16 protein-coding genes and 3 tRNA genes are annotated in these 19,465 nt (G+C 72.0%); 9 read left to right on the top strand and 10 right to left on the bottom strand.

Translation table 11 applies throughout. The features are described from left to right. Positions 1-23: 23 nt before the first annotated feature. From QZL85_RS04240 to QZL85_RS04230, 3 genes are read left to right on the top strand one after another with little or no spacing between them, the layout of a single operon-like run. Positions 24-965, top strand: coding sequence for an ABC transporter permease (locus tag QZL85_RS04240; RefSeq protein ID WP_295574043.1), 942 nt, complete (start codon positions 24-26; stop codon positions 963-965). Continuing rightward, positions 962-2,917 (top strand): dipeptide/oligopeptide/nickel ABC transporter permease/ATP-binding protein, encoded by a 1,956-nt coding sequence (locus tag QZL85_RS04235; RefSeq protein WP_295574041.1) that lies wholly within the window; start codon positions 962-964, stop codon positions 2,915-2,917. Before QZL85_RS04240 ends, QZL85_RS04235 begins: the two co-directional genes overlap by 4 nt. Next, complete coding sequence (locus tag QZL85_RS04230) at positions 2,914-3,777, top strand: ATP-binding cassette domain-containing protein (RefSeq protein ID WP_295574038.1); 864 nt, start codon at positions 2,914-2,916, stop codon at positions 3,775-3,777. The genes QZL85_RS04235 and QZL85_RS04230 overlap by 4 nt, the downstream gene beginning before the upstream one ends. Positions 3,778-3,785: 8 nt before the next feature. On the opposite strand, the gene QZL85_RS04225 is transcribed toward QZL85_RS04230, so the two are convergent. Next, on the bottom strand, positions 3,786-4,697 hold the full coding sequence (locus QZL85_RS04225; RefSeq protein WP_295574035.1) for a LysR family transcriptional regulator: 912 nt from the start codon (positions 4,695-4,697) through the stop codon (positions 3,786-3,788). 148 nt (positions 4,698-4,845) lie between these two features. Between QZL85_RS04225 and QZL85_RS04220 the strand changes: the two genes are divergently transcribed. The 5 genes from QZL85_RS04220 to QZL85_RS04200 are packed head-to-tail and all read left to right on the top strand — an operon-like array spanning position 4,846 to position 12,109. After that, on the top strand, positions 4,846-5,394 hold the full coding sequence (locus QZL85_RS04220) for a quercetin 2,3-dioxygenase (RefSeq protein ID WP_295574032.1): 549 nt from the start codon (positions 4,846-4,848) through the stop codon (positions 5,392-5,394). A gap of 8 nt (positions 5,395-5,402) precedes the next feature. Further along, positions 5,403-6,173 (top strand): alpha/beta hydrolase, encoded by a 771-nt coding sequence (locus QZL85_RS04215; protein ID WP_295574030.1) that lies wholly within the window; start codon positions 5,403-5,405, stop codon positions 6,171-6,173. An 11-nt stretch (positions 6,174-6,184) separates the two neighbouring features. Then, a complete protein-coding gene (locus tag QZL85_RS04210) occupies positions 6,185-7,141 on the top strand; it encodes an alpha/beta hydrolase (RefSeq protein WP_295574029.1) in 957 nt (318 codons plus the stop codon). Next, positions 7,138-9,378, top strand: coding sequence for an alpha-L-rhamnosidase (locus QZL85_RS04205; protein WP_295574027.1), 2,241 nt, complete (start codon positions 7,138-7,140; stop codon positions 9,376-9,378). The genes QZL85_RS04210 and QZL85_RS04205 overlap by 4 nt, the downstream gene beginning before the upstream one ends. A 4-nt stretch (positions 9,379-9,382) precedes the next feature. Then, positions 9,383-12,109, top strand: a complete 2,727-nt coding sequence (locus QZL85_RS04200; RefSeq protein ID WP_295574024.1) for an alpha-L-rhamnosidase — start codon at positions 9,383-9,385, stop codon at positions 12,107-12,109. Here QZL85_RS04200 and QZL85_RS04195 read toward each other — a convergent pair. The 8 genes from QZL85_RS04195 to QZL85_RS04160 form a co-directional block, all read right to left on the bottom strand. Further along, complete coding sequence (locus tag QZL85_RS04195; RefSeq protein WP_295574021.1) at positions 12,094-12,555, bottom strand: DUF3237 domain-containing protein; 462 nt, start codon at positions 12,553-12,555, stop codon at positions 12,094-12,096. The two genes, QZL85_RS04200 and QZL85_RS04195, sit on opposite strands and share 16 nt — an antisense overlap. Further along, a complete protein-coding gene (locus tag QZL85_RS04190) occupies positions 12,552-14,228 on the bottom strand; it encodes a CocE/NonD family hydrolase (RefSeq protein WP_295574019.1) in 1,677 nt (558 codons plus the stop codon). Before QZL85_RS04190 ends, QZL85_RS04195 begins: the two co-directional genes overlap by 4 nt. Further along, a complete protein-coding gene (locus tag QZL85_RS04185) occupies positions 14,225-14,722 on the bottom strand; it encodes a helix-turn-helix domain-containing protein (protein WP_295574016.1) in 498 nt (165 codons plus the stop codon). The genes QZL85_RS04190 and QZL85_RS04185 overlap by 4 nt, the downstream gene beginning before the upstream one ends. Continuing rightward, complete coding sequence (locus tag QZL85_RS04180) at positions 14,719-15,963, bottom strand: flavin-dependent oxidoreductase (protein WP_295574013.1); 1,245 nt, start codon at positions 15,961-15,963, stop codon at positions 14,719-14,721. Before QZL85_RS04180 ends, QZL85_RS04185 begins: the two co-directional genes overlap by 4 nt. A 118-nt stretch (positions 15,964-16,081) precedes the next feature. Then, a complete protein-coding gene (locus QZL85_RS04175; RefSeq protein ID WP_295574010.1) occupies positions 16,082-16,558 on the bottom strand; it encodes a MarR family winged helix-turn-helix transcriptional regulator in 477 nt (158 codons plus the stop codon). A gap of 299 nt (positions 16,559-16,857) precedes the next feature. Continuing rightward, positions 16,858-16,930 (bottom strand) — tRNA-Phe (locus QZL85_RS04170). A gap of 71 nt (positions 16,931-17,001) precedes the next feature. Next, positions 17,002-17,075: transfer RNA gene (locus tag QZL85_RS04165), tRNA-Asp, on the bottom strand. A 26-nt stretch (positions 17,076-17,101) separates the two neighbouring features. After that, positions 17,102-17,174, bottom strand: a tRNA-Glu gene (locus tag QZL85_RS04160). 220 nt (positions 17,175-17,394) lie between these two features. On the opposite strand from QZL85_RS04160, the gene QZL85_RS04155 reads away from it, so the two are divergent. Beyond that, a complete protein-coding gene (locus tag QZL85_RS04155) occupies positions 17,395-18,789 on the top strand; it encodes a M23 family metallopeptidase (RefSeq protein WP_295574007.1) in 1,395 nt (464 codons plus the stop codon). 72 nt (positions 18,790-18,861) lie between these two features. Here QZL85_RS04155 and QZL85_RS04150 read toward each other — a convergent pair whose 3' ends face one another. Beyond that, positions 18,862-19,395, bottom strand: coding sequence for an inorganic diphosphatase (locus QZL85_RS04150; protein ID WP_295574005.1), 534 nt, complete (start codon positions 19,393-19,395; stop codon positions 18,862-18,864). Positions 19,396-19,465: the final 70 nt, after the last annotated feature.

Below are 19,465 nucleotides of genomic sequence, written 5' to 3'. Positions count from 1 at the left end.
ACCGGGCCTCCCGGGAGGCCACCATGGTCATCTTCATCCTCAAGCGGCTCGCGTTCGCCGTCCTGACGCTCGTCGTCGCGACAGCCATCGCCTTCGTGCTGGTGCAGCTTTCGGGCTCGACTCCGGGCGGCGTGGCGCTGGGACAGGCGGCGACCCCGGAGCAGGTCCACGCGTACAACGTGGCCCTCGGCTGGTACGACCCCTGGGTCGTGCAGTACGCGAACTGGGTGGGCCAGGTCCTCACCGGCAACCTCGGCGTCTCGCTGATCGACGGCCGTGACATCGCGGCGGACATCGCCAAGCGCCTGCCCGTGACCGCGGCGCTCGCCGTCTTCGGGACGCTCCTCAGCCTCGTCGTGGGTGTCGTGATGGGCATCGTCGCCGCGGTGCGCGGCGGCGCCGTCGACCGCGTGCTCGCCGCGACCTCCGGCATCCTGCTCTCCCTGCCGGCCTTCTGGGTCGGCGTCCTGCTCGTCTTCCTGTTCGCCGTCCAGCTGCGACTGCTGCCGGCGACCGGCTTCGTGCCCCTGCAGACCAACCCGGAGGCATGGGCGCGTTCGCTCGTCCTGCCGGTCCTCACGATCGCCATCACGTCTGCGGCCGGCATCGCCCGGCAGACGCGCGCGTCCATGGGCGAGGTGCTCACGCAGGAGCACATGCGGAGCCTCCGGGCCCTCGGCACCCCCACGACCCGCATCATCTACGTGCACGCGCTGCGCGGCGCGAGCCTGCCGATCCTCGCGAGCATCGCCGTGCAGTTCATCGTCCTCTTCGGCGGCTCGGTCGTCATCGAGGTGCTCTTCGCCCTCCCCGGCATCGGCCAGGCGATGCAGTCCGCCGTCGGCTCTGCGGACCTGCCGTTCGTCCAGGCCCTCGTCCTGGTCGCGACGGTCGTCGTCGTCATCGTCAACCTCGCGCTGGAGCTCATGACCCGCGCCCTCGACCCGAAGCTGCGTGCGTCATGACCGTCTCCACGACCTCGATCGTCCGCGTCCGCCGGGCGGACCGCCACCTCGGCCGCCGACTCCTGCGCTCGCCGTGGGCGGTCGCAGCGGCTGTCTGGCTCGTGGGCCTCGTCCTGGCGTCCCTCACGGCGCCGCTCTGGCTGCCGTATGGCCCGCTCGAGCAGGACCTCACGGCTGTCCTGCAGGGGCCGTCCGCAGCGCATCTGCTCGGGACGGACGAGCTGGGCCGCGACATCTTCTCCCGCCTGCTGACCGCTGCCGCGCCGACCCTCCTGATCGCGCTGCTCACCCCGATCGTCGCCGTCCTCGTGACGGTTCCCGTCACGCTCTGGGCCTCGCGGCGCCCGCGCGTCGAAAGCGTCGCCAACCGGGTCAGCGAGATCGTGCTCTCCTTGCCCGGCACCGTCATCATCCTCGCCGTGATCGCCGCCATCGGCACGAACATGCCGGCCGTGATGATCCTCTTCGGGCTCCTGCTCTTCGGCGCGATGTACCGGATCTTCTTCGGGCAGGCCAAGTCGCTGCACACCCAGCTCTTCGTCGAAGCGGCCGCCGTCGACGGTGTACGGCCGATGATCGCGAGCCTGCGCCACGTGCTCCCGAACATGTCGACGACCGTGATCGTCCAGTTCGTGCTGCTCTTCGGCGCCGCGATCGGCCTGCAGGCGGGACTCGCCTTCATCGGGCTCGGCCCGCAGCCGCCCGAGCCCACCTGGGGCGGCATGATCCAGGCGGCTTCCCGTTTCATCTTCCAGCAGCCGTGGATGATGGTGCCGACGGGCGGCGTGCTGGCCCTGACCATCATCGCGGCGAACACCCTTGCCGACACCCTCGCCGGCGGCGTCTCGACCCCGCCTCCGCTCATCACGCTCCGCCGCCGGAAGCGGCCCGAGACCCTCACCACGACCGGTGCCGTCGCCCCCGTGCCCGCCGAGGACCGCGAGCTCGTCGTCGAGGACCTCGTGCTCGGGGTCGACGACGGCCCCGCCCTCGTGACCGGAGTGAACCTGCACGTCAGGCCCGGCACCGTGATGGGGCTCGTCGGTGAATCCGGGTGCGGCAAGAGCGTCACCTCGTACGCGATGCTCGGACTCCTCGCCCCGGGCCTGTCCGTCCGGTCCGGCCGCATCGGCTGGGGCGCCCTCGACCTCGCCCGCGCCGACGAGAAGGCCATGCAGCGCGTGCGCGGCCACGAGATCGCGTTCATCTCGCAGGAACCCACCAGGGCGCTGGACCCGATGTTCACGGTGGGCACCCAGCTCACCGCCGCGATCAAGCGCCTCCGGAAGGTCGGCGGCGCCGAGGCGAAGACCATCGCCGCTCAGCTGCTGAACGATGTCGGCATCCTCGACGTGCCGCGTGTGCTGAAAAGCTACCCGCACCAGATCTCCGGCGGCATGGCCCAGCGCGTCGCCATCTCGCTCGCGCTCGCCGGCCGTCCGAGCCTGCTCATCGCAGACGAGCCGACGACGGCGCTGGACGTCACGGTCCAGGCCGAGATCCTCGCCCTCCTGCGGGGGCTCGTTGCCGAGCGCGGCATGTCGATCATCCTCGTGACCCACGACCTCGGTGTCGTCGCCGACCTCTGCGACGAGGTCGCCGTCATGTACGCGGGGCAGATCGTCGAGACCGGCTCGGTCCGCGACGTGCTGCTGCGACCCGAGCACCCGTACACGATGGCGCTCCTCGCGGCCGACCCGCATGCCGCCGTGAACCTCCCGGGCACGACGCACCTGGCATCCATCCCGGGTCAGGTGCCGGCGCCCGCCCAGTGGCCGAGTGGATGCCGGTTCGCCGAGCGCTGCCGGTTCGCGAAGCCGGAGTGCGCGGCCTCCATCCCGCTCGAGCCGCGCTCGGTCGGCATCGGCGAGGTGCGCTGCATCCGCCACGAGGAGGTCCGCGGGCGTCAGGACGAATGGCGCGTGCCCGTCCCGATCGGAGGTGCGCTGTGAACGAGGTCCCGAACGAATCGCCCACCGACGAGCGCGGGTCGCTCCTCGAGGTCCGCAACCTCGTCGTGCGCTACGGCAAGAACAGCACTCCCGCCGTCGACGACGTGTCCTTCACGATCGGGCACGGCGAGACCCTCGGGCTCATCGGGGAGTCCGGGTCGGGCAAGACGACGATCGGCCGCGCGATCCTCGGCCTCGTCCCCGTCACGAGCGGCCAGATCCTGTTCCGGGGACGCGACATCACCCGGGCCAGCGCGGCCCAGCGCCGCGAACTGCGCGGCGACCTGCGCGCCGTCTTCCAGGACCCGTTCTCCTCCCTGAACCCGCGCCGGCCGATCGGCGACGCCATCGCGGAGCCGCTCCGCGTCGCCGGCGTCTCGAAGCTCGAGCGGGCGGCCCGCACGGCCGCCGTGCTCCAGTCCGTGGGTCTTCCGGGCGGCTCCGCCGACCGCTACCCGCGGCAGTTCTCCGGCGGACAGCGCCAGCGCATCGCGATCGCGCGCGCCCTCGTCACCGACCCGCGCCTCGTCGTGTGCGACGAAGCCGTCAGCGCCCTCGATCTCTCCACGCAGGCGCAGGTGCTGAACCTCCTCGCCGACCTCCGCCGCGGATCCGACCTCGGGTACCTGTTCATCGCGCACGACATGGCCGTCGTCGAGTTCCTCGCACAGCGTGTCGTCGTGCTCTACCGCGGCCGTGTGATGGAGGAAGGGATCACCGACGAGGTGATCCGCGATCCGCAGAACCCGTACACGCGCGTGCTCATGGCTGCCTCGCCCGTCCCCGATCCGGACGAGCAGGCGCGGCGCCGCGAGCTGTGGCAGGTGCTGCGCGCCGAATCCAAGGCGGCGGCGAGCTGAGCGACCGGTTAGACAGGCGACGCGTTGTGCAGCGGCGACAGCGTCTGCGCCGTCTCGCGGAACGTCGTGACCATCGGATTGCGGGCATCCATGCGGGTGCACAGGACGATGGTCGCCGGCTCGATGTCGTCGATCCGGACGTACGCCAGGTCGTCGCGGCGGTAGTGCCGCGACGCCGACTCGCCCGCGATGTTGACGCCCGCCCCGGCGGCCACGAGTTCCAGCAGCCCCTCGACACTGTCGGCTGTCGGACCGCGGCGCGGCCTGGACCCGTCCGGGCGCGGATCGACGACCCACCAGTCCACGACCTCGGGCACGCCCCCGCCCGCGGCGACGAACACCTCGTCGGCCGTCTCGGCGATCGTGATCGCCTCGCGGCCCGCGAACCGGTGATCCTTCCGCACGACGAGCACCCGCGGCTCGCTCCACAGCGGCTCCACGCGGATCCGCTGCGGCAACTGGAGCGGCCAGGGCGCGAAGACCACATCCGCCCGCCCGCTGTCCAGGTCGTCGACGGTGTCGAAGAAGCCCAACCGGCGCATCTCGATGCGCGCGTTCGGCACCTTCTGCAGCGTGGTCGCGATCGCGCTGGTCGTCAGCGCGCCCGCGCCGGCGGCGACCACCCCCACGCGGAGGCTCGGCGCGTCCACGTCGCGGCGCACCGAGATCGCCCAGTTGAGGACCTGGTCGTGGTCGTCCTGCACGCGGCGCGCGAGCGGGAGCAGCTCCCGTCCGTGCGGGGTCAGCTCGACCTTGCGCGGCGAGCGGTCGAACAGCTTCGCCCCCAGCTGCGACTCCAGTCGCGCGATCTGCTGGCTGAGCGACGGCGGTGTGATGCTCAGCCGTGCGGCCGCGCGGCCGAAGTGCAGCTCCTCGGCGAGCACGCAGAAGTAGCGGATGACGTGAATGGGGACATCCATGACCGTTATCTTAGCCGCAGCCTAACGGCGGGTAGGGATATCGAACTTCATTTCAGGCTCCCCCGACCGAAGAATAGTAGGACCAGTCTTACGACGGTGGCCGATGGCGGCCACCCGGCAGTTGTCTACGAGGAGGTAGCACATGTCCATGGCGATGTCTTTCCCCGCCGATGATCCCGAGAAGGTGCCGTTCGCCGGCATCCTTCCCGCCGCTCCCCAGCCCTATGTGCTGGGCAACGGCGAGGGGGAGCGCTCCCTCGTGTTCGATCAGCTGTTCACGATCCTCGCCTCCGGCGACGAGACCGACGGACAGTACGGCGCCTTCACGATGGCGGGGCGCCGCGGCGACCGCATCCCCGCCCACAGGCATCTGCGGACGCACGAGTTCTTCTACGTCGTCGACGGCGAGATCTCCGTGTGGATGGACGACAGTGCGGACTACCACTCCAAGACCACCCTCGTGACGGGCGACTTCGCCTACGTGCCGGCGGGGATCATCCACGCGTTCCAGATCCACAACTCGACGAAGGTGTTCGGCTGCGGCACCGCCGGCTTCGAGCGGTTCTTCCACGCGATCGGCCAGAAGACCGATGCGACCGAGCCCGAAGGCGTCTACGTGCCGCCGTTCGAGGTCCTGCGTGCGGCGGGCGAGAAGTACGCGACGGTCTTCATGCCCGAGTTCCAGTTCCGCGACTGAGGGCGCCCGTGCGCTCCAGCCTCGACATCGACGTCGCCCAGCCGGAGGGGTTCCGTCCCCTGTCCCTGGACCTCCGGGTCCCGGACGCGGACGGCGCCCCGCTCGTCGTGTTCCTGCACGGCGGCGGCTTCGCGCGCGGAAGCCGGAAGGTGTTCACCCCCGGCATCGGTGTCGAGCGCTCGTTCGACCGGATCGTCGCGGCGGGCCTCGCAGTCGCGTCGTGCGAGTACCGGCTGAGCGGGGAGGCCCGTTTCCCCGCCCAGCTCGACGACGTGGACGCCGCGATCTCGTGGCTGACGGCGCACGGGGCGGACCACGGCGTGGATGCGTCCCGGCTCGTCCTGTGGGGCGTCTCCGCCGGAGCGACCATCGCCGCCCTCACCGCGCTCCGGCGCACCGACGTGCGCGGAGTCGTGGACTGGTTCGGACCGGCCGACCTCGTCACGATGGCCGCGCACGACACCGGCGAGGCGCCCGCCGACACGCGCGAGGCGCGCTGGATCGGCGGCGCCGCCGCGGATCTCCCCGACCTCGCCCGCGCGGCGAGTCCTGTGCACAACGTGCACGAGGGCGCCCCGCCGTTCCACCTGGCGCACGGCACCGCCGACGTCCACGTGCCGATCGGTCAGAGCGAGCAGCTCGCGGCCGCACTGACCGCGGCCGGCGTCCCCGTCGAGCTCACCCGCGTGCCCGGGGGCGAGCACTTCTGGCGCGGCGTCACCGACACCGACCCCCTGTTCGACGCGGCGATCGACTTCTGCCTGCGCGTCACCCGATGAAGGATGAGACCATGACCGACACCGCCGCCGCCCCGCAGATCGCCGACCACGAGTGGCCGCCGCCGCCGTACATCCGCCCCGTCGGCGGGGAGCGCCCGGTGCGGCCGCGCGGCGCCCGCTCGTTCGAGGGGCTGACCTACTCGATGATCCCCGGGTACCGCCCGCTGCTCCTCGACGTCCACGTGCCCGAGGGCGCCGAGCGCCCTCCGGTCGTGCTCTGGATCCACGGCGGGGCATGGCTCATGGGCGACCGGCGTCTGCCCCCTGTCATGTGGCCGGCCGGCACGCTGTTCCAGAAGATCGTGGATGCCGGCTTCGCCGTCGCGACGCTCGACTACCGGCACTCGAAAGAGGCGCCCTTCCCGGCGCAGCTCCACGACGCCAAGGCGGCGCTGCGCTACCTGCGGCGATTCGCCGTCGATCTCGGGATCGACGCGGATCGCGTCGTGGTCTGGGGCGAGTCGGCCGGAGCCCACCTCGCCGCGCTCGTGGGCCTCACCGGCGGCCAGGCGGAGTGGGACGGCGACGAGGGCGTCCGCACGGGCGACACGCGGGTCACCGCGGTCGTGGACTGGTACGGCGTGCACGACGCCGAGAACCTCGAGCTGCGCTCGCTGCCGGTGGACACGGAGCTCATCCCGCCCTCGCACGCCGAGACCCTCTCGCGGGAGCCCCTCCTCACCCTGACCGAGGGGTCCGCGTACGGCGCGGACGCGCTGCGCCTCTGCTCGCCCATCTCGCATGTGCGCGGCGACGCGCCCCCCTTCCTCCTCATGCACGGGGAGCAGGACGGCCTCGTGCCCATCGTGCAGAGCGAGGTGTTCGCGGAGGCGCTGCAGCGGGCCGGCGGCGACGTCGAGTTCCGCCGGGTGCCCGGTGCCGACCACGTCTTCCTGGGCAGCGACCCACTCCCGCTCATGGACGAGGCCATCGACTGGATCTCCGCGCGCCTGGCGGCGCGCCCGTGACCGCGTTCATCGCGCCGGACCAGGACTTCGCCGGGGCCCCCCTCCTGCGCGGTGAGATCGCCCTCGATCCCGGTCACGGCGAGGTCGTCTCCGCGACCCTCGCGGTGACGGCGCTCGGTGTCTGCGAGGCGTGGGTGAACGGCGCCCCGGCCTCGGACGAGCTGCTCACACCGGGCTGGTCGAGCTACGAGTGGCGGGTGCGGGTGCGGGAATGGGACGTGACGGCGCTCGTCGCCCCGACCACCGTCATCGGCCTCGCCCTCGGCAACGGCTGGTACCGCGGCCGGCTCGGCTGGGACGGCGACCAGGCCGTCTACGGCGACGAGCTCGCCGGCTTCGCCGAGCTGCGGGTCCGCTTCGCCGACGGTCACGAGCAGATCACCGGCACCGATGACACCTGGCGATCCGGCGCCGGCGCCACGACGGCGAACGACCTGTACGACGGGCAGAGCATCGACGCGCGCCTGCGCACCGACGCGTGGCTCGCACCCGGCTTCGCCGGCGAGGGATGGGTCGGCGTGCACACCGTCGACGTCGACCCCGCCCGCCTCGAACCCGCCCTCGCCCCGCCCGTGCGGCGGATCGACGCCCTTCGGCCCCTCGCGGTGTGGACATCGCCGGCCGGACGGACACTCGTCGACTTCGGACAGAACCTCGTCGGATGGGTGCGGGTCGAGGTGACCGGCGAGGAGGGGCACGTCGTGACCCTCCGGCACGCCGAGGTCCTCGACGGGGATGAGCTCGGCATCCGTCCGCTCCGCTCCGCGAAGGCGACCGACACCTACATCCTGAGCGGCGGCGCCGATGTCTTCGAGCCGACCCTGACCTTCCACGGATTCCGCTACGTCGAGGTCGACGGCTGGGCCGGCGACGCCGACAGCCTGAAGACGGCGCTCACCGCCGTCGTCATCAGCTCCGATCTGCGCCGCACCGGGTGGTTCGAGACGTCCGACGAGAACCTCAACCACCTGCACGAGAACGCACGCTGGAGCATGCTGGGCAACTTCGTCGACGTGCCGACGGACTGCCCGCAGCGCGACGAGCGGCTGGGCTGGACCGGCGACCTCTCCGCCTTCGCGCCGACCGCCGCCTTCCTCTACGACGTGCAGGACTTCCTCCGCGACTGGCTGCGCGACCTCGCCGTCGAACAGGAGCACAACGACGGGGTCGTCCCGATCGTCGTCCCCGATGTCGTGAAGTACTTCACGATGCCGGAGGGGATGCCGAAGCCCGGTGCGACCGCCATCTGGGGCGACGCCGCGGTCTGGGTGCCCTGGGCCCTCTGGAGCGCATACGGCGACGCCACGGTGCTCGCCGACCAGTTCGACTCGATGACGGCGCACGCACGCACGATCGCCGGGATGCTGGCGCCCAGTGGCGTCTGGGACAACGGCTTCCAATTCGGCGACTGGCTCGACCCCGAAGCGCCGCCCGAGGAGCCGTTCCGCTCGAAGGCCGACCACCACGTCGTCGCGACCCTCTGCGCCTACCGCACGGCCCGGATTGTCGCCGAGACCGCGACGATCCTCGGCCGCGACGCCGACGAGTTCACCGCGCTCGCCGAGCGCCTGCGCGCCGGCTTCGAAGCGGAGTACCTGAACGAGGGCGTCATCCGGAGCGACTGCACCACGGTGTACGCCCTCGCGATCGTCTTCGGCATCCTCGGCGACGCCGACCGGGAGTTCGCCGGGCGCCGCCTGTCGGAGCTCGTCGCCCGCAGCGGCCATCGCATCAGCACCGGATTCGCCGGTACGCCCTTCATCGCCGACGCCCTCACCCAGACCGGGCACCTCGACGACGCCTACCGCCTGCTGATGCAGACGGAGTGCCCGTCCTGGCTGTACCCCGTCAGCATGGGGGCGACCACGATCTGGGAGCGGTGGGATTCCATGCTCCCCGACGGGTCGATCAACGCCGGCGAGATGACCTCCTTCAACCACTACGCGTTCGGCGCGATCGCCGACTGGATGCACCGCACCGTCGGAGGGCTGAGCGCCCTCGAGCCGGGCTACGCGCGCATCCTCATCGCCCCGCAGCCCGGCGGCGGGCTCACGTGGGCGGATGTCGCGCACGAGACCCCGTTCGGACGGGCGGCCGTGCGGTGGCAGCGGGACGGCGACCGGCTGACGGTGGATGCCACCGTGCCCGAGGGCGTCGCGGCGGTGCTGCGCCGTCCGGGCGCGGCCGACCTCGCGGTCGAGGCCGGCACGCACCGGTGGGACTGGGTGGTGGACTGAGCACGTGGACAGCGTGAGCCCTCCGGCGAGCGGCGCCGGATCGTGCGCCGACCTCCGGGTCGAGTACGCCGTCGCGCCCGACGCCGTCGCGACGGCCGAGCCGCGCTTCTCCTGGATCGCGCCGCACGCGCAGAACGCGTTCGAGATCGAGGTGCGCGACGGCGCCGACCGGCCCGTGTGGCGGAGCGGCGTCGTCGAGGCGACGACCACCCCGTCGGTCGCCTACGCCGGGGAGCCCCTCCGCTCCGACACGGTCTACGCGTGGCGCGTCCGCAGCCGGGGCCCGGCCGGCTGGACCGAGCCCGCCGGCGCGCCGTTCCGGACGGCCCTGCTCGCGCCGGTCGACGACTGGCGGGCGCCGTGGATCGAACCACGGCAGGACGACGCGGGCGTCGAGCGGTGGAGTCTGTTCGACTGGATCCGCGGGCTCGGCCCGCAGACCCCGCCCGCAGAGCGCCTGCGGCCCGCCCGCCTGCTGCGTCAGGCCGTCGACCTCGCCGCCGAGGTCGTCGACGCGCGCCTGTACGCGACCGCGCGCGGCGTCTACACCGCGTGGCTGAACGGCGAGCGGGTCGGCGACGAGGTGCTCGCCCCGGGGTTCGACAGCTACCTGCACCGCACCTCGATCCAGTCCTACGACGTGACCGGCGCGGTGCGCCGTGGGCCGAACGTCCTCGGCATCGCGCTGGCAGACGGCTGGTGGGCCGGATCGAACGGCCTCACCGGATCGACCGCGCAGTTCGGCGCCCGCACCGCCGCGACGTGGCAGCTGCACGTGCGCTACCGCGACGGCCGCACCGACGTGATCGTTCCCGGCGATCGTGTGCGCAGCGCGACCGGTGGCTGGACCTACGCCGACCTGTTCGTCGGCGAGCAGTACGACCGCCGCGCGGAGCCGGCAGGGTGGACGAGCCCCGGATTCGACGACGGCGACTGGGATGCCGTGACCACGGCGCCGGTCGACACCGGGGCACTCGTCTCGTTCGCGGGGGAGCCGATCCGCCGGGTCGCGGAGCTCTCTCCGGCATCCCTCGTCGACAGCGCCGACGGCGTTATCGTCGACTTCGGCCAGGTCATCGCCGGCCGTGTCCGCCTGCGACTGCGGGATGCGGCGCCGGGGCAGCGCGTCGTCATCGAGCACACCGAGGCGCTCGCCCCGGACGGCGCCTGGTTCCAGAACATCGTGGGCATCAACAAGGATCAGACCGATGTCTACATCGCGGCCGGCGGCGACGAGGAGTGGGAGCCCCGGTTCACCTTCCACGGCTTCCGGTACGCGCGGGTGCGCGGCCTGCCGGCGCTCGCCGACGGCGACATCGTCGCCGTCGTCATCGCGAGCGACCTCGAGCAGACCGGCACGTTCGAGAGCTCCGACCCGCGCCTGAACCGCCTCCACGAGAACGTCGTGTGGAGTCAGCGGGCGAACTTCCTCTCCGTGCCGACCGACTGCCCGCAGCGCGAGCGTGCGGGGTGGACCGGCGACGCGCAGGTCTTCGCCGCCGCGGCGACGAACAACGCGCTCGTGGCGCCGTTCCTCGACCGCTGGCTCGACAATCTCCGCGCCGATCAGCTGCCCGACGGCCGCATCCCGATCACCTCGCCCCGGTCGCCGTTCGACGCCGACGCCGCGGACCAGGCGGACGGGATCGGCGGGATCGTGGCCGCCGCGGGGTGGAGCGACGCGATCGCGATCGTCCCGTGGACCCTCTACGAGCGGTACGGCGACGCTCGCGTCCTCGCCGAGAACTACCCCGCCGTCCGGCGCTGGATCGATCACCAGCGCAGGGCGGCGCGTGCCGAGCTGCCGACATCCCTCGACGGGCAGGCGCTGTCCGAGGAGCGCCGCCGCGCGCAGGCGCTGCTCTGGAACACCGGGACGCAGTTCGGCGACTGGCAGACGCCGAGCACGATGGAGGGCCGGCCTCTGCACGAGGCCATCGGCATCGCCCCGCGCCTGACCGGGGAGCTCATCGGCCCCATGTTCCAGGCGCACACGCTCACCCTCGCGGCCCGCATGGCCGAGGTGCTCGGCTTCGCCGCCGACGCGCAGGCGTACGCGGACGAGGCGCGCGCCGTGCGCGCGGCCTTCGCCGCCGAATACGTGGACACCGCCGGGCGACTCCCCGTCGAACTGCAGGGCGTCCACGTGATCGCGCTCGCAATCGACATGATCCCGGAAGACCGCCGAGCCGCATGCGCCGCGCATCTCGCGGCCCTGGTCGCCGCCCGCGGGAACCGGCTCGACACCGGCTTCCTGTCCGTCCCGTACCTGCTGGACGTGCTGTGGGATGCCGGATACCGCGACCTCGCCCGCACCCTGCTGTTCCAGGACCGGTCGCCGTCCTGGCTGTACGCGGTCGACCACGGTGCGACGACGATCTGGGAGTCGTGGGAGGCCGTCGCGCCCGACGGTGCTGTGCGCCCGGTCTCGCTCAACCACTACGCGTTCGGCTGCGTCGACGACTGGCTCTACCGCCGCATCGCGGGCATCCGGCCGTCCGCGCCCGGCTACGCCGCCGCCGTCGTCGAGCCCGACCTCGACTGCGGGCTCGAGTGGGCGCGTGGTGAGGTGCGCACGCCCTTCGGTCCGCTGCGCGTCGGATGGCGGCTGGCCGACGGTGTCGCGACTATCGACACGGACGTGCCGCACGGCATCCGCGCCACCCTCATCGTGGACGGCGTCGCGCACGCGCTGCCGGCGGGTCCCGCGACGCGTCAGGTCACGCGGTAGGCCGTGTACCGCACCGCATCCGCCTCACGGATGCAGGAGGCGACGAACAGGGTCCGCTCCAGCCAGGCCAGCTCCGGCGCGGAGGTCTCGATCGTCACGACCGTGCGGAAGTAGTACTCCGACGGGTCGACCTGCTCGCCGCGGAGAAGCGCCTCGAGCACCTCGGGGGAGCCGCTGCGCACCCCCACGGCGTGCAGCAGCAGATGCGACCCACTCGGCGTCCGCGCCGAGTAGCGGCCGTTGATCTCGATGGACCCGTCGGGACGGACGACCTGCCAGTCCGCGCCGCCCGGGAGGATCTCGGCGGACACGGCGCCGGTGACGGCGCCACCCGTGATCGGGATGACCCGGCGGTGGCCGGCGCGGGTGTCGCCGTGGTCCTCGAGCGGGCCCAGCCGCACGTGGACGTCGAACGCGGGCTCGAGTCCGGGGACCGGCGCCGTCACGGGGTCACCACCGGCAGCTCGATGCGCGACGCAGTCGGCCCGGTGTGCGAGATCTCCTGGTGCGCCACGACCGTCTCCTCCGCCGTGAACGCCGGCTCGCCGGTGCCCGGGTTCCGCGCGTAGCGGGGATGCGCGCCGGAACTCACCTGGATGCCGATGCGATGACCCGCCGCGAACCGGTGATAGGTCGGCCACAGCGTCACGTCCACGACGCGGAACCCGTCGGCATCCGATGCGGGATCGGTGGCAGCCGTCGCAACCGAGCCGATCCGGCGGATGCCGTCGCACACCGTCATCGACCGGCCGTCGGGGCGGACGTCGGTGAGGCGAACGAACACGTCGAACGACGGGGCCGACGAGCGGACGCGGATGCGGGCGACGGGCTCGCCGCCGACGGTCACGGGCTCGGCGAGCACATCGCCGCGGAACACCGCGACATCCGTCCGCCGTTCGTGCGCGGCGTTGTCGACGGGCGCGGTGTGCGGGGTGAGGCTCGGACCGCCGAGCGCGGGCGTGGGTGCCTTGGGGTCGTACGTGTAGCGGGTCAGGTCACCGGCCGGATCGGCGCCGAGTCCGCCGCCCTCGCGGAGGAAGAGGGACTGGGCGACGCTCCCGGGAGGAGGCCACGAGGCGAGGTCGTGCCACTCCTGCGCGCCGGTGAGGTACGCCCGGACGGGTGCGGGCCGTCCGGCATCCCGGCCCGTGAACACCTCGCGCAGGAAGGCGACGCTCTCCGCAAGGGTGGGCCCGCCCATCTCGCGCGACGTATGGCCCCACGGGCCGAGGGTCAGCTGCGGCGGGTTGCCGGCCGCGACCAGCTGCGCGTACGTGCGCAGCTGCCAGGGCAGGAAGATGTCGTACCAGCCGCTCAGCATCATGACCGGCGCTGTGACGTCGGCCACCGTCGCGGTGTGCGACTGTCGGGTCCAGTACTCGTCGGTGAGCTGCTCGTGCCGCACCCAGTCCTGATACCAATCGTTCGGCGCGCCCAGCACGGCGGTGTCACCGGCGCTCAGCGGGAGGGCGTCGAACGCCCTGTCGAGCTTGCGGTCGGGGAGCGCCATCCCGAGGAGCGCCAGCGGTCCGCGTCGCATCCGGTCCATCATGCGCGTCCAGCCGAGGGCGTTGCGCAGGGCGTATGCGCCGTTGTCCCATGTGATGGCGCCGAAGTCGGGCATCGTGATGAGGAGGACGAGCGCCTCCGGCGCCGTTTCCGGCTCCTCCTTCTGCAGCCGCCCGGCGACCGCCCACTGCGTGTAGCCGAGGTAGCTCTGTCCATAGGTGGCGAGCCGTCCGGTGAACCAGGGCTGGCGGCGCACCCAGCGCAGCGTCGCGATCCCGTCGCGCTGCTCGTCGACCTGAGGGTGGAACACGCCCGGCGACCCCCACGTGCCGCGACAGCTCTGCACGAGGACGGTGAAGCCCTCGTAGGCGAGCGCCCGCGCGTCGCCGGCCATCGCCCCGCGCCGCCCGTAGGGACTCCGCAGGACGATCGTCGGCAGCGGCGGATCGACGGGGCCGACCGGGCGGATGAGGTCGGCGAGCAGCTCGATGCCGTCGTCCATCGGCACGCGCAGGTCGCGGTCGATCTCGATGTCGTACGGACCCGTCGGAGCGCCGCCCAGCCCCCGCGCATCGAACCTCTTCGTCAGGCGCTGCTTCACCGTGGTCATGCCGTCTCCTTGCGGATCGTCGTGCCGGGGGTCTTCGCCGCGGCGACAGCGGCCGTGCGCTGGGAGATCAGGAGCTCCCGCAGGTGCTCCAGCGCCGGCACCGCCGCGGCGAGCGCGGCGCGCTCCGCCGGCGAGAGGTCGGTCGCCGCCGCCGAGACGAGATCGGCGGATGCCGCATCGAACCGGTCGAAGAGCGTCAGCGCCTCGGCGGAGGCGACCACCTCGACGTGCCGGCGGTCGTCGTCGCGGGTGCGTCGGGCGACCAAGCCCGCCCGCTCCATCGCGGTGAGCAGGTTGCTGACCGTGGAGCGGTTGAGGCCCAGCAGCGCCGACAGCTCGCCGGGGGAGCGCACCGTGCCGCGCGGCAGAGCGCGGATCACCTCGATGTGGGAGTCGGGGAGGTCGGGCAGCTGCTCGCGGTGACGCGCCGCCGTCAGGAGGGCGCGGCGGAGCGGCGAGATGACCGCCGCGAGCCGCGCGGCGTCCAGGCTCACGACCGCACCGCCGACAGGGAGGGCCGCGCGTTGAGGGCGGCGGGGTCGAACCCGGCCGCGCGCTTGTACGACGCCGCTATCTCGGCGAGCTCGTCGGCGCCGATCACGTCGTGGATGTGCGCGAACCCCTCCGGCGCGCGCTCGCGGGCCAGCAGCATGACGCGCTCCGGGCCGGTCTGCCGCGTGCTCGCCAGCAGTGCCGCGGTCGCGGGTCGCCGGTCGGCGTCGTACGCCGCGAGCGCCGAGGGGACCGTGGGTTCGGTGGCGAGGCGGTAAGCGAGGGTGCGGGCATCGATGATCGCCTGCGACGCCCCGTTCGAGCCGTTCGGGTACATCGCGTGCGCGGCGTCGCCGAGGAGCGTCGTGCGACCGGTGCTCCACTGCGGCAGGGCGTCGCGATCGACCATCGGGTACTCCAGGATCTCGTCCGCCGCCTCGATGAGCGCGGGGACGTCGAGCCAGTCGAAGCGCCACGCGGCGAACAGGGCGGCAATGGGGGCGGCCTCGACGGCGCGGTTCCAGTCGACGGCCGGGGTGCCGGTGCCGCGACGCTCGGCGATGAAGTTGATCCGGGCGGTGCCCGCGGCATCCGGTTCGCTCAGCGGGTACGCGACGAACTTCTGCTCGCCGTCGCCCGCCATGATCATCGTCCGCCCGTCCAGGAAGGCGGGTCCCCGCGCGGTGCCCCGCCAGAGGGTCAGCCCGCTCCACGGCGGCGGCCCCTCCTCGGGGTACCGCTGCGCACGCAGAGCCGAGTGGATGCCGTCGGCTCCGACGACGATATCGGCCTCGATCTCCACCGGCCCGGTGTCGGTCGCGAAGCGCGCGGCGACGGCATCCGGTCCCTCCGTCACCTCGGTGAGCCGGTGCCCCGTGCCGACGACGTCGCCGAGGCGCTCGCGGACGGCCTCCCGCAGGGCCAGCTGCAACTCGCCGCGATGCACCGACAGCTGCGGCCAGCGGTACCCGGCGTCGAGGCCGCGGGGCTCGGTCCAGATCTCCTGGCCGAACCGGTTGTAGTAGGCGAGGCTCCCGGGCGCGACGCCGAGCGCGGCGACGCGGTCGCCCAGCCCCAGCTCGGTCAGCTCCCGGACCGCGTGCGGGAGGAGGTTGATCCCGACGCCGAGACCGCGGATGTCCGCTGCGCGTTCGTACACGCGGATGCCGTCGAATCCCGCGGCGTGCAGGCTCAGCGCCGCGGCGAGGCCGCCGATGCCGGCTCCGATGATGGCGATGCGCATGTCGACTCCCTCGTCACAGCACGTTGTCCACATAGTTTTGCCCGTGAACTACCCCGCTGTCCAGAGGTGGACGGAAGAAGTCGCGCCGCGCGGGTGCCTCGGTGGACGCATCGTGGCGTCAGGCCTGCTGGGGCTCCGCCGGCTCCATCGCGTGCGCGCGCTGCTCGACGAGGAGCTCGAGCAAGTGCTCGAGCGCCGGAAGGGCGGCGCCCAGCGCCTCCCGTTCCCCCGGGGAGAGCTCATCGGCGGCATCCGAGACGATCGCGGTGGACACGGCATCGAACCGGTCGGCGAGGGTGAGCGCCTCGGCGGAAGCCACCACCTCGACGTGCCGCCGGTCGTCTGCCCGGTGCTGCCGCGCCACCAGCCCGCCGATCTCCATCGCTGTGAGCAGGTTGCTGATCGTGGTGCGGTTGAGACCCAGGAGCACCGACAGGTCGCCCGGCGAGCGCACCGTGCCGCGCGGAAGTGCGTGGATGACGTCCACGTGCGAGTCCGGCAGATGCGGCAGCTGGTCGCGCTGTCGCGCCGCCGCCGCCAGCGCGCGGCGGAGCGGTGAGATGACGGACGCGAGACGCGCAGCATCGAAGCTCATGTGGACCCCCCTCGGCACACGATGAGTCATCGTCGCGCACGAGGGTGCTGTTTGTCGAGGGGTGGGGCGCTTCGGGGCGAGAGGTGCGCGGAGTTCATCCGCGCCGAATGGCGGGTGCAGCGTCGCACGACCCGCACTTCGGCGCGGATGAGATCGGGCCTCCGTCCTCACCCGCGGCAGAGTGCGGGTGCGGACCGCGCAGACCCGCAGGATGCCGCTGGCGAAGAGGCGTCCGCGCGGTGAGTCGCATCGGAGACATGAAGAAACCCCCGCGAGTAGAAGCCTCACGAGGGTTTCAGTGGCTCCGACGGGCGTCGATCCCGTGACCTCACGATTTTCAGTCGTGCGCTCTACCAACTGAGCTACAGAGCCGAGCGGCATCCGAAGAATGTCACTCCCGAGACGAAAGGCCCTTCTCAATGAAAAGGGCCCGTCGCTCGAAGCGACCCTGACGGGACTTGAACCCGCGACCTCCGCCGTGACAGGGCGGCACGCTAACCAACTGCGCTACAGGGCCATGCTTATTCAATTGTGTGGAAAGGGTGACCCCAACGGGATTCGAACCCGTGCTACCGCCGTGAAAGGGCGGCGTCCTAGGCCGCTAAACGATGGGGCCGAGCGAACCCGGAGGCTCACGCTTACCGACGCTCAAGCATACGCAATCCCGCGCAGAATCGGAAATCGCGGGCGTGGGTCGAAGGATGCCGGGGGTCCCGGATAAAGATATCCGTGCGCCGAAGCGCCGTCAGAGGGATGATGTGTTCGGGGAAACACTGGGTTCGTGTGACGGCTGTTGCTAATGTGAAAGCTGTTGCCCGATGACGAGAGGTGGTTCCGTGCGGTCTGAAGCCCCGGAATCTGCTGAGGAATGCGGCTGCGCGCCGACGCCGAAGGAGTGGCGCGCGTTCCGCAGCCCTCTGTCGCGCCGTGGCGCCATCGGGCTCGGTGCCGCCGGAGTCGTCGGCGCGGGTCTTCTCCTGGCATCCCCCGCCTGGGCTGCGTCGTACCCGTCATGGGATGACGTGAAGCGTGCGAAGGCGAACGAGGCGAGCAAGTCGGCGCAGGTCACTCGCATCGAGGGTCTGATCTCCCAGCTCGAGCAGGACGTCGCGAACAAACAGGCCATCGCCGAGCAGCTCGGCTACGAGTACGACCTCGCCCAGCAGGCGTTCGAGGAAGCGGCCGACCGCGCGCTGTCCCTGCAGGAGCAGGCCGACGCCGAGGAACGCCGCGCGGCCGAGGCCGCCGGCAAGCTCGGCCGCCTGGCGGCCCAGCAGTATCGGACGGGCGGCGACGACACGTCGCTCGAACTGTTCTTCTCCGACTCCGCCGCGAGCGCCGACGACCTGCTCGCCCGCCTCGGCACGATGGACCAGCTCCTCGCCGCGAACAAGAGCGTCTACGCCGACGCGATGTCGGCGCGCGACAACGCGCAGAGCCTCAGCGACCAGGCCGCCGTCGCCCGCGACGAGCGTGACCGCCTGCAGCAGGAAGCCGAGCAGAAGATGGTCGCCGCGCAGAACGCGGCGACGGCCGCGCAGGCCGCGCTCGACGCACAGGCCCAGCACCTCGACACGCTCCAGGCCCAGCTCGCCGCCCTCAAGGACACGACCGCGAAGACCGTCGCCGACTACCGCGCGGGTGTCGAAGCGGCACGCAAGGCACGGGAGGAGCGCGAGCGGCGTGCCCGCGCGGAAGCCGCGCGCAAGGCCCGCGAAGAGGAAGAGCGCCGTCGGCGCGAAGCCGAGGAAGCCGCCGCGGGCGGCGGCAACGGCAACGGCAACGGCGGAAGCCCCGCCGGCGAGGTCCAGGGCTCCGGGTGGGTGCGCCCCGCGGCCGGCTGGATCAGTTCCTGGTTCGGGTCGCGCGGCACGATCTGCGCGAACGGCCACTGCACGTCCACGGGTCACCGTGGCATCGACTTCGCGGCCGGCTGCTCGGCGCCGATCTACGCCGCCGCCGACGGGCGCGTCGTCTTCGCCGGATACAGCGGCAGCTGGGGCAACTACATCAAGGTCGACCACGGCGGCGGCATCATCACGGGCTACGCGCACATCAAGCCCGGCGGCTACAACGTCGGTTACGGCCAGCGGGTGTCGGCCGGTCAGGTGATCGCCTTCGTCGGCAACACCGGCGCCTCCACCGGATGCCATCTGCACTTCGAGGTCTACAGCGGCGGCCTCCGCATCAACCCGGCCCCGTTCCTCCGCGCCCGCGGCATCTCGGTCTGACTGGCCCAGTCCTCGGCTCGGAACGCAGAAGAGCGGATGCCGTGGCATCCGCTCTTCGTGTGCTGAGAAGTCTCAGAGGGTCTTCGGTGCGTGGCCCTCGCCCTGCGTGGCGGTCTGCGCGTCGTGCTCCTTGAAGCGGTCGAACGCCTCCGACACGAGCCGCTCCGCCTCGGCGGCGTCGCCCCACTGGTCGACCTTGACCCACTTGCCGGGCTCGAGGTCCTTGTAGTGCTCGAAGAAGTGGTTGATCTCGCCCTTGGTCCACTCGTCGAGGTCACCGACATCCTGGATGTGCGCCCAGCGCGGGTCCTTCGCGAGCACCGCGACGACCTTGTCGTCGCCGCCAGCCTCGTCGAGCATCTTCAGGACGCCCACGGGACGGACCTTCGCCATGACGCCCGGGTACAGGTCGCGGTCGAGGAGCAGGAGCACGTCGAGCGGGTCGCCGTCCTCGCCGAGGGTGTCCTCGAAGAAGCCGTAGTTGGCGGGGTAGCCCATGGGCGTGAAGAGCACGCGGTCGAGGAAGACGCGGCCGGTGCCGTGGTCGACCTCGTACTTGACGCGGCTGCCGCGCGGGATCTCGATGACGGCGTCGTAGGCGCCCATGTGGTTCTCCTTCGGAAGTGCGGAATGCCGCGCCCCAGCCTAGTCCGCGGCCGTCCGGGCCGTAACTCCG

The organism is uncultured Microbacterium sp. (genome assembly GCF_900078385.1).
GTDB lineage: Bacteria > Actinomycetota > Actinomycetes > Actinomycetales > Microbacteriaceae > Microbacterium.
Note: the sequence above shows the minus strand (reverse complement) of the source record. Positions and strands in the feature narration are given on the sequence as shown.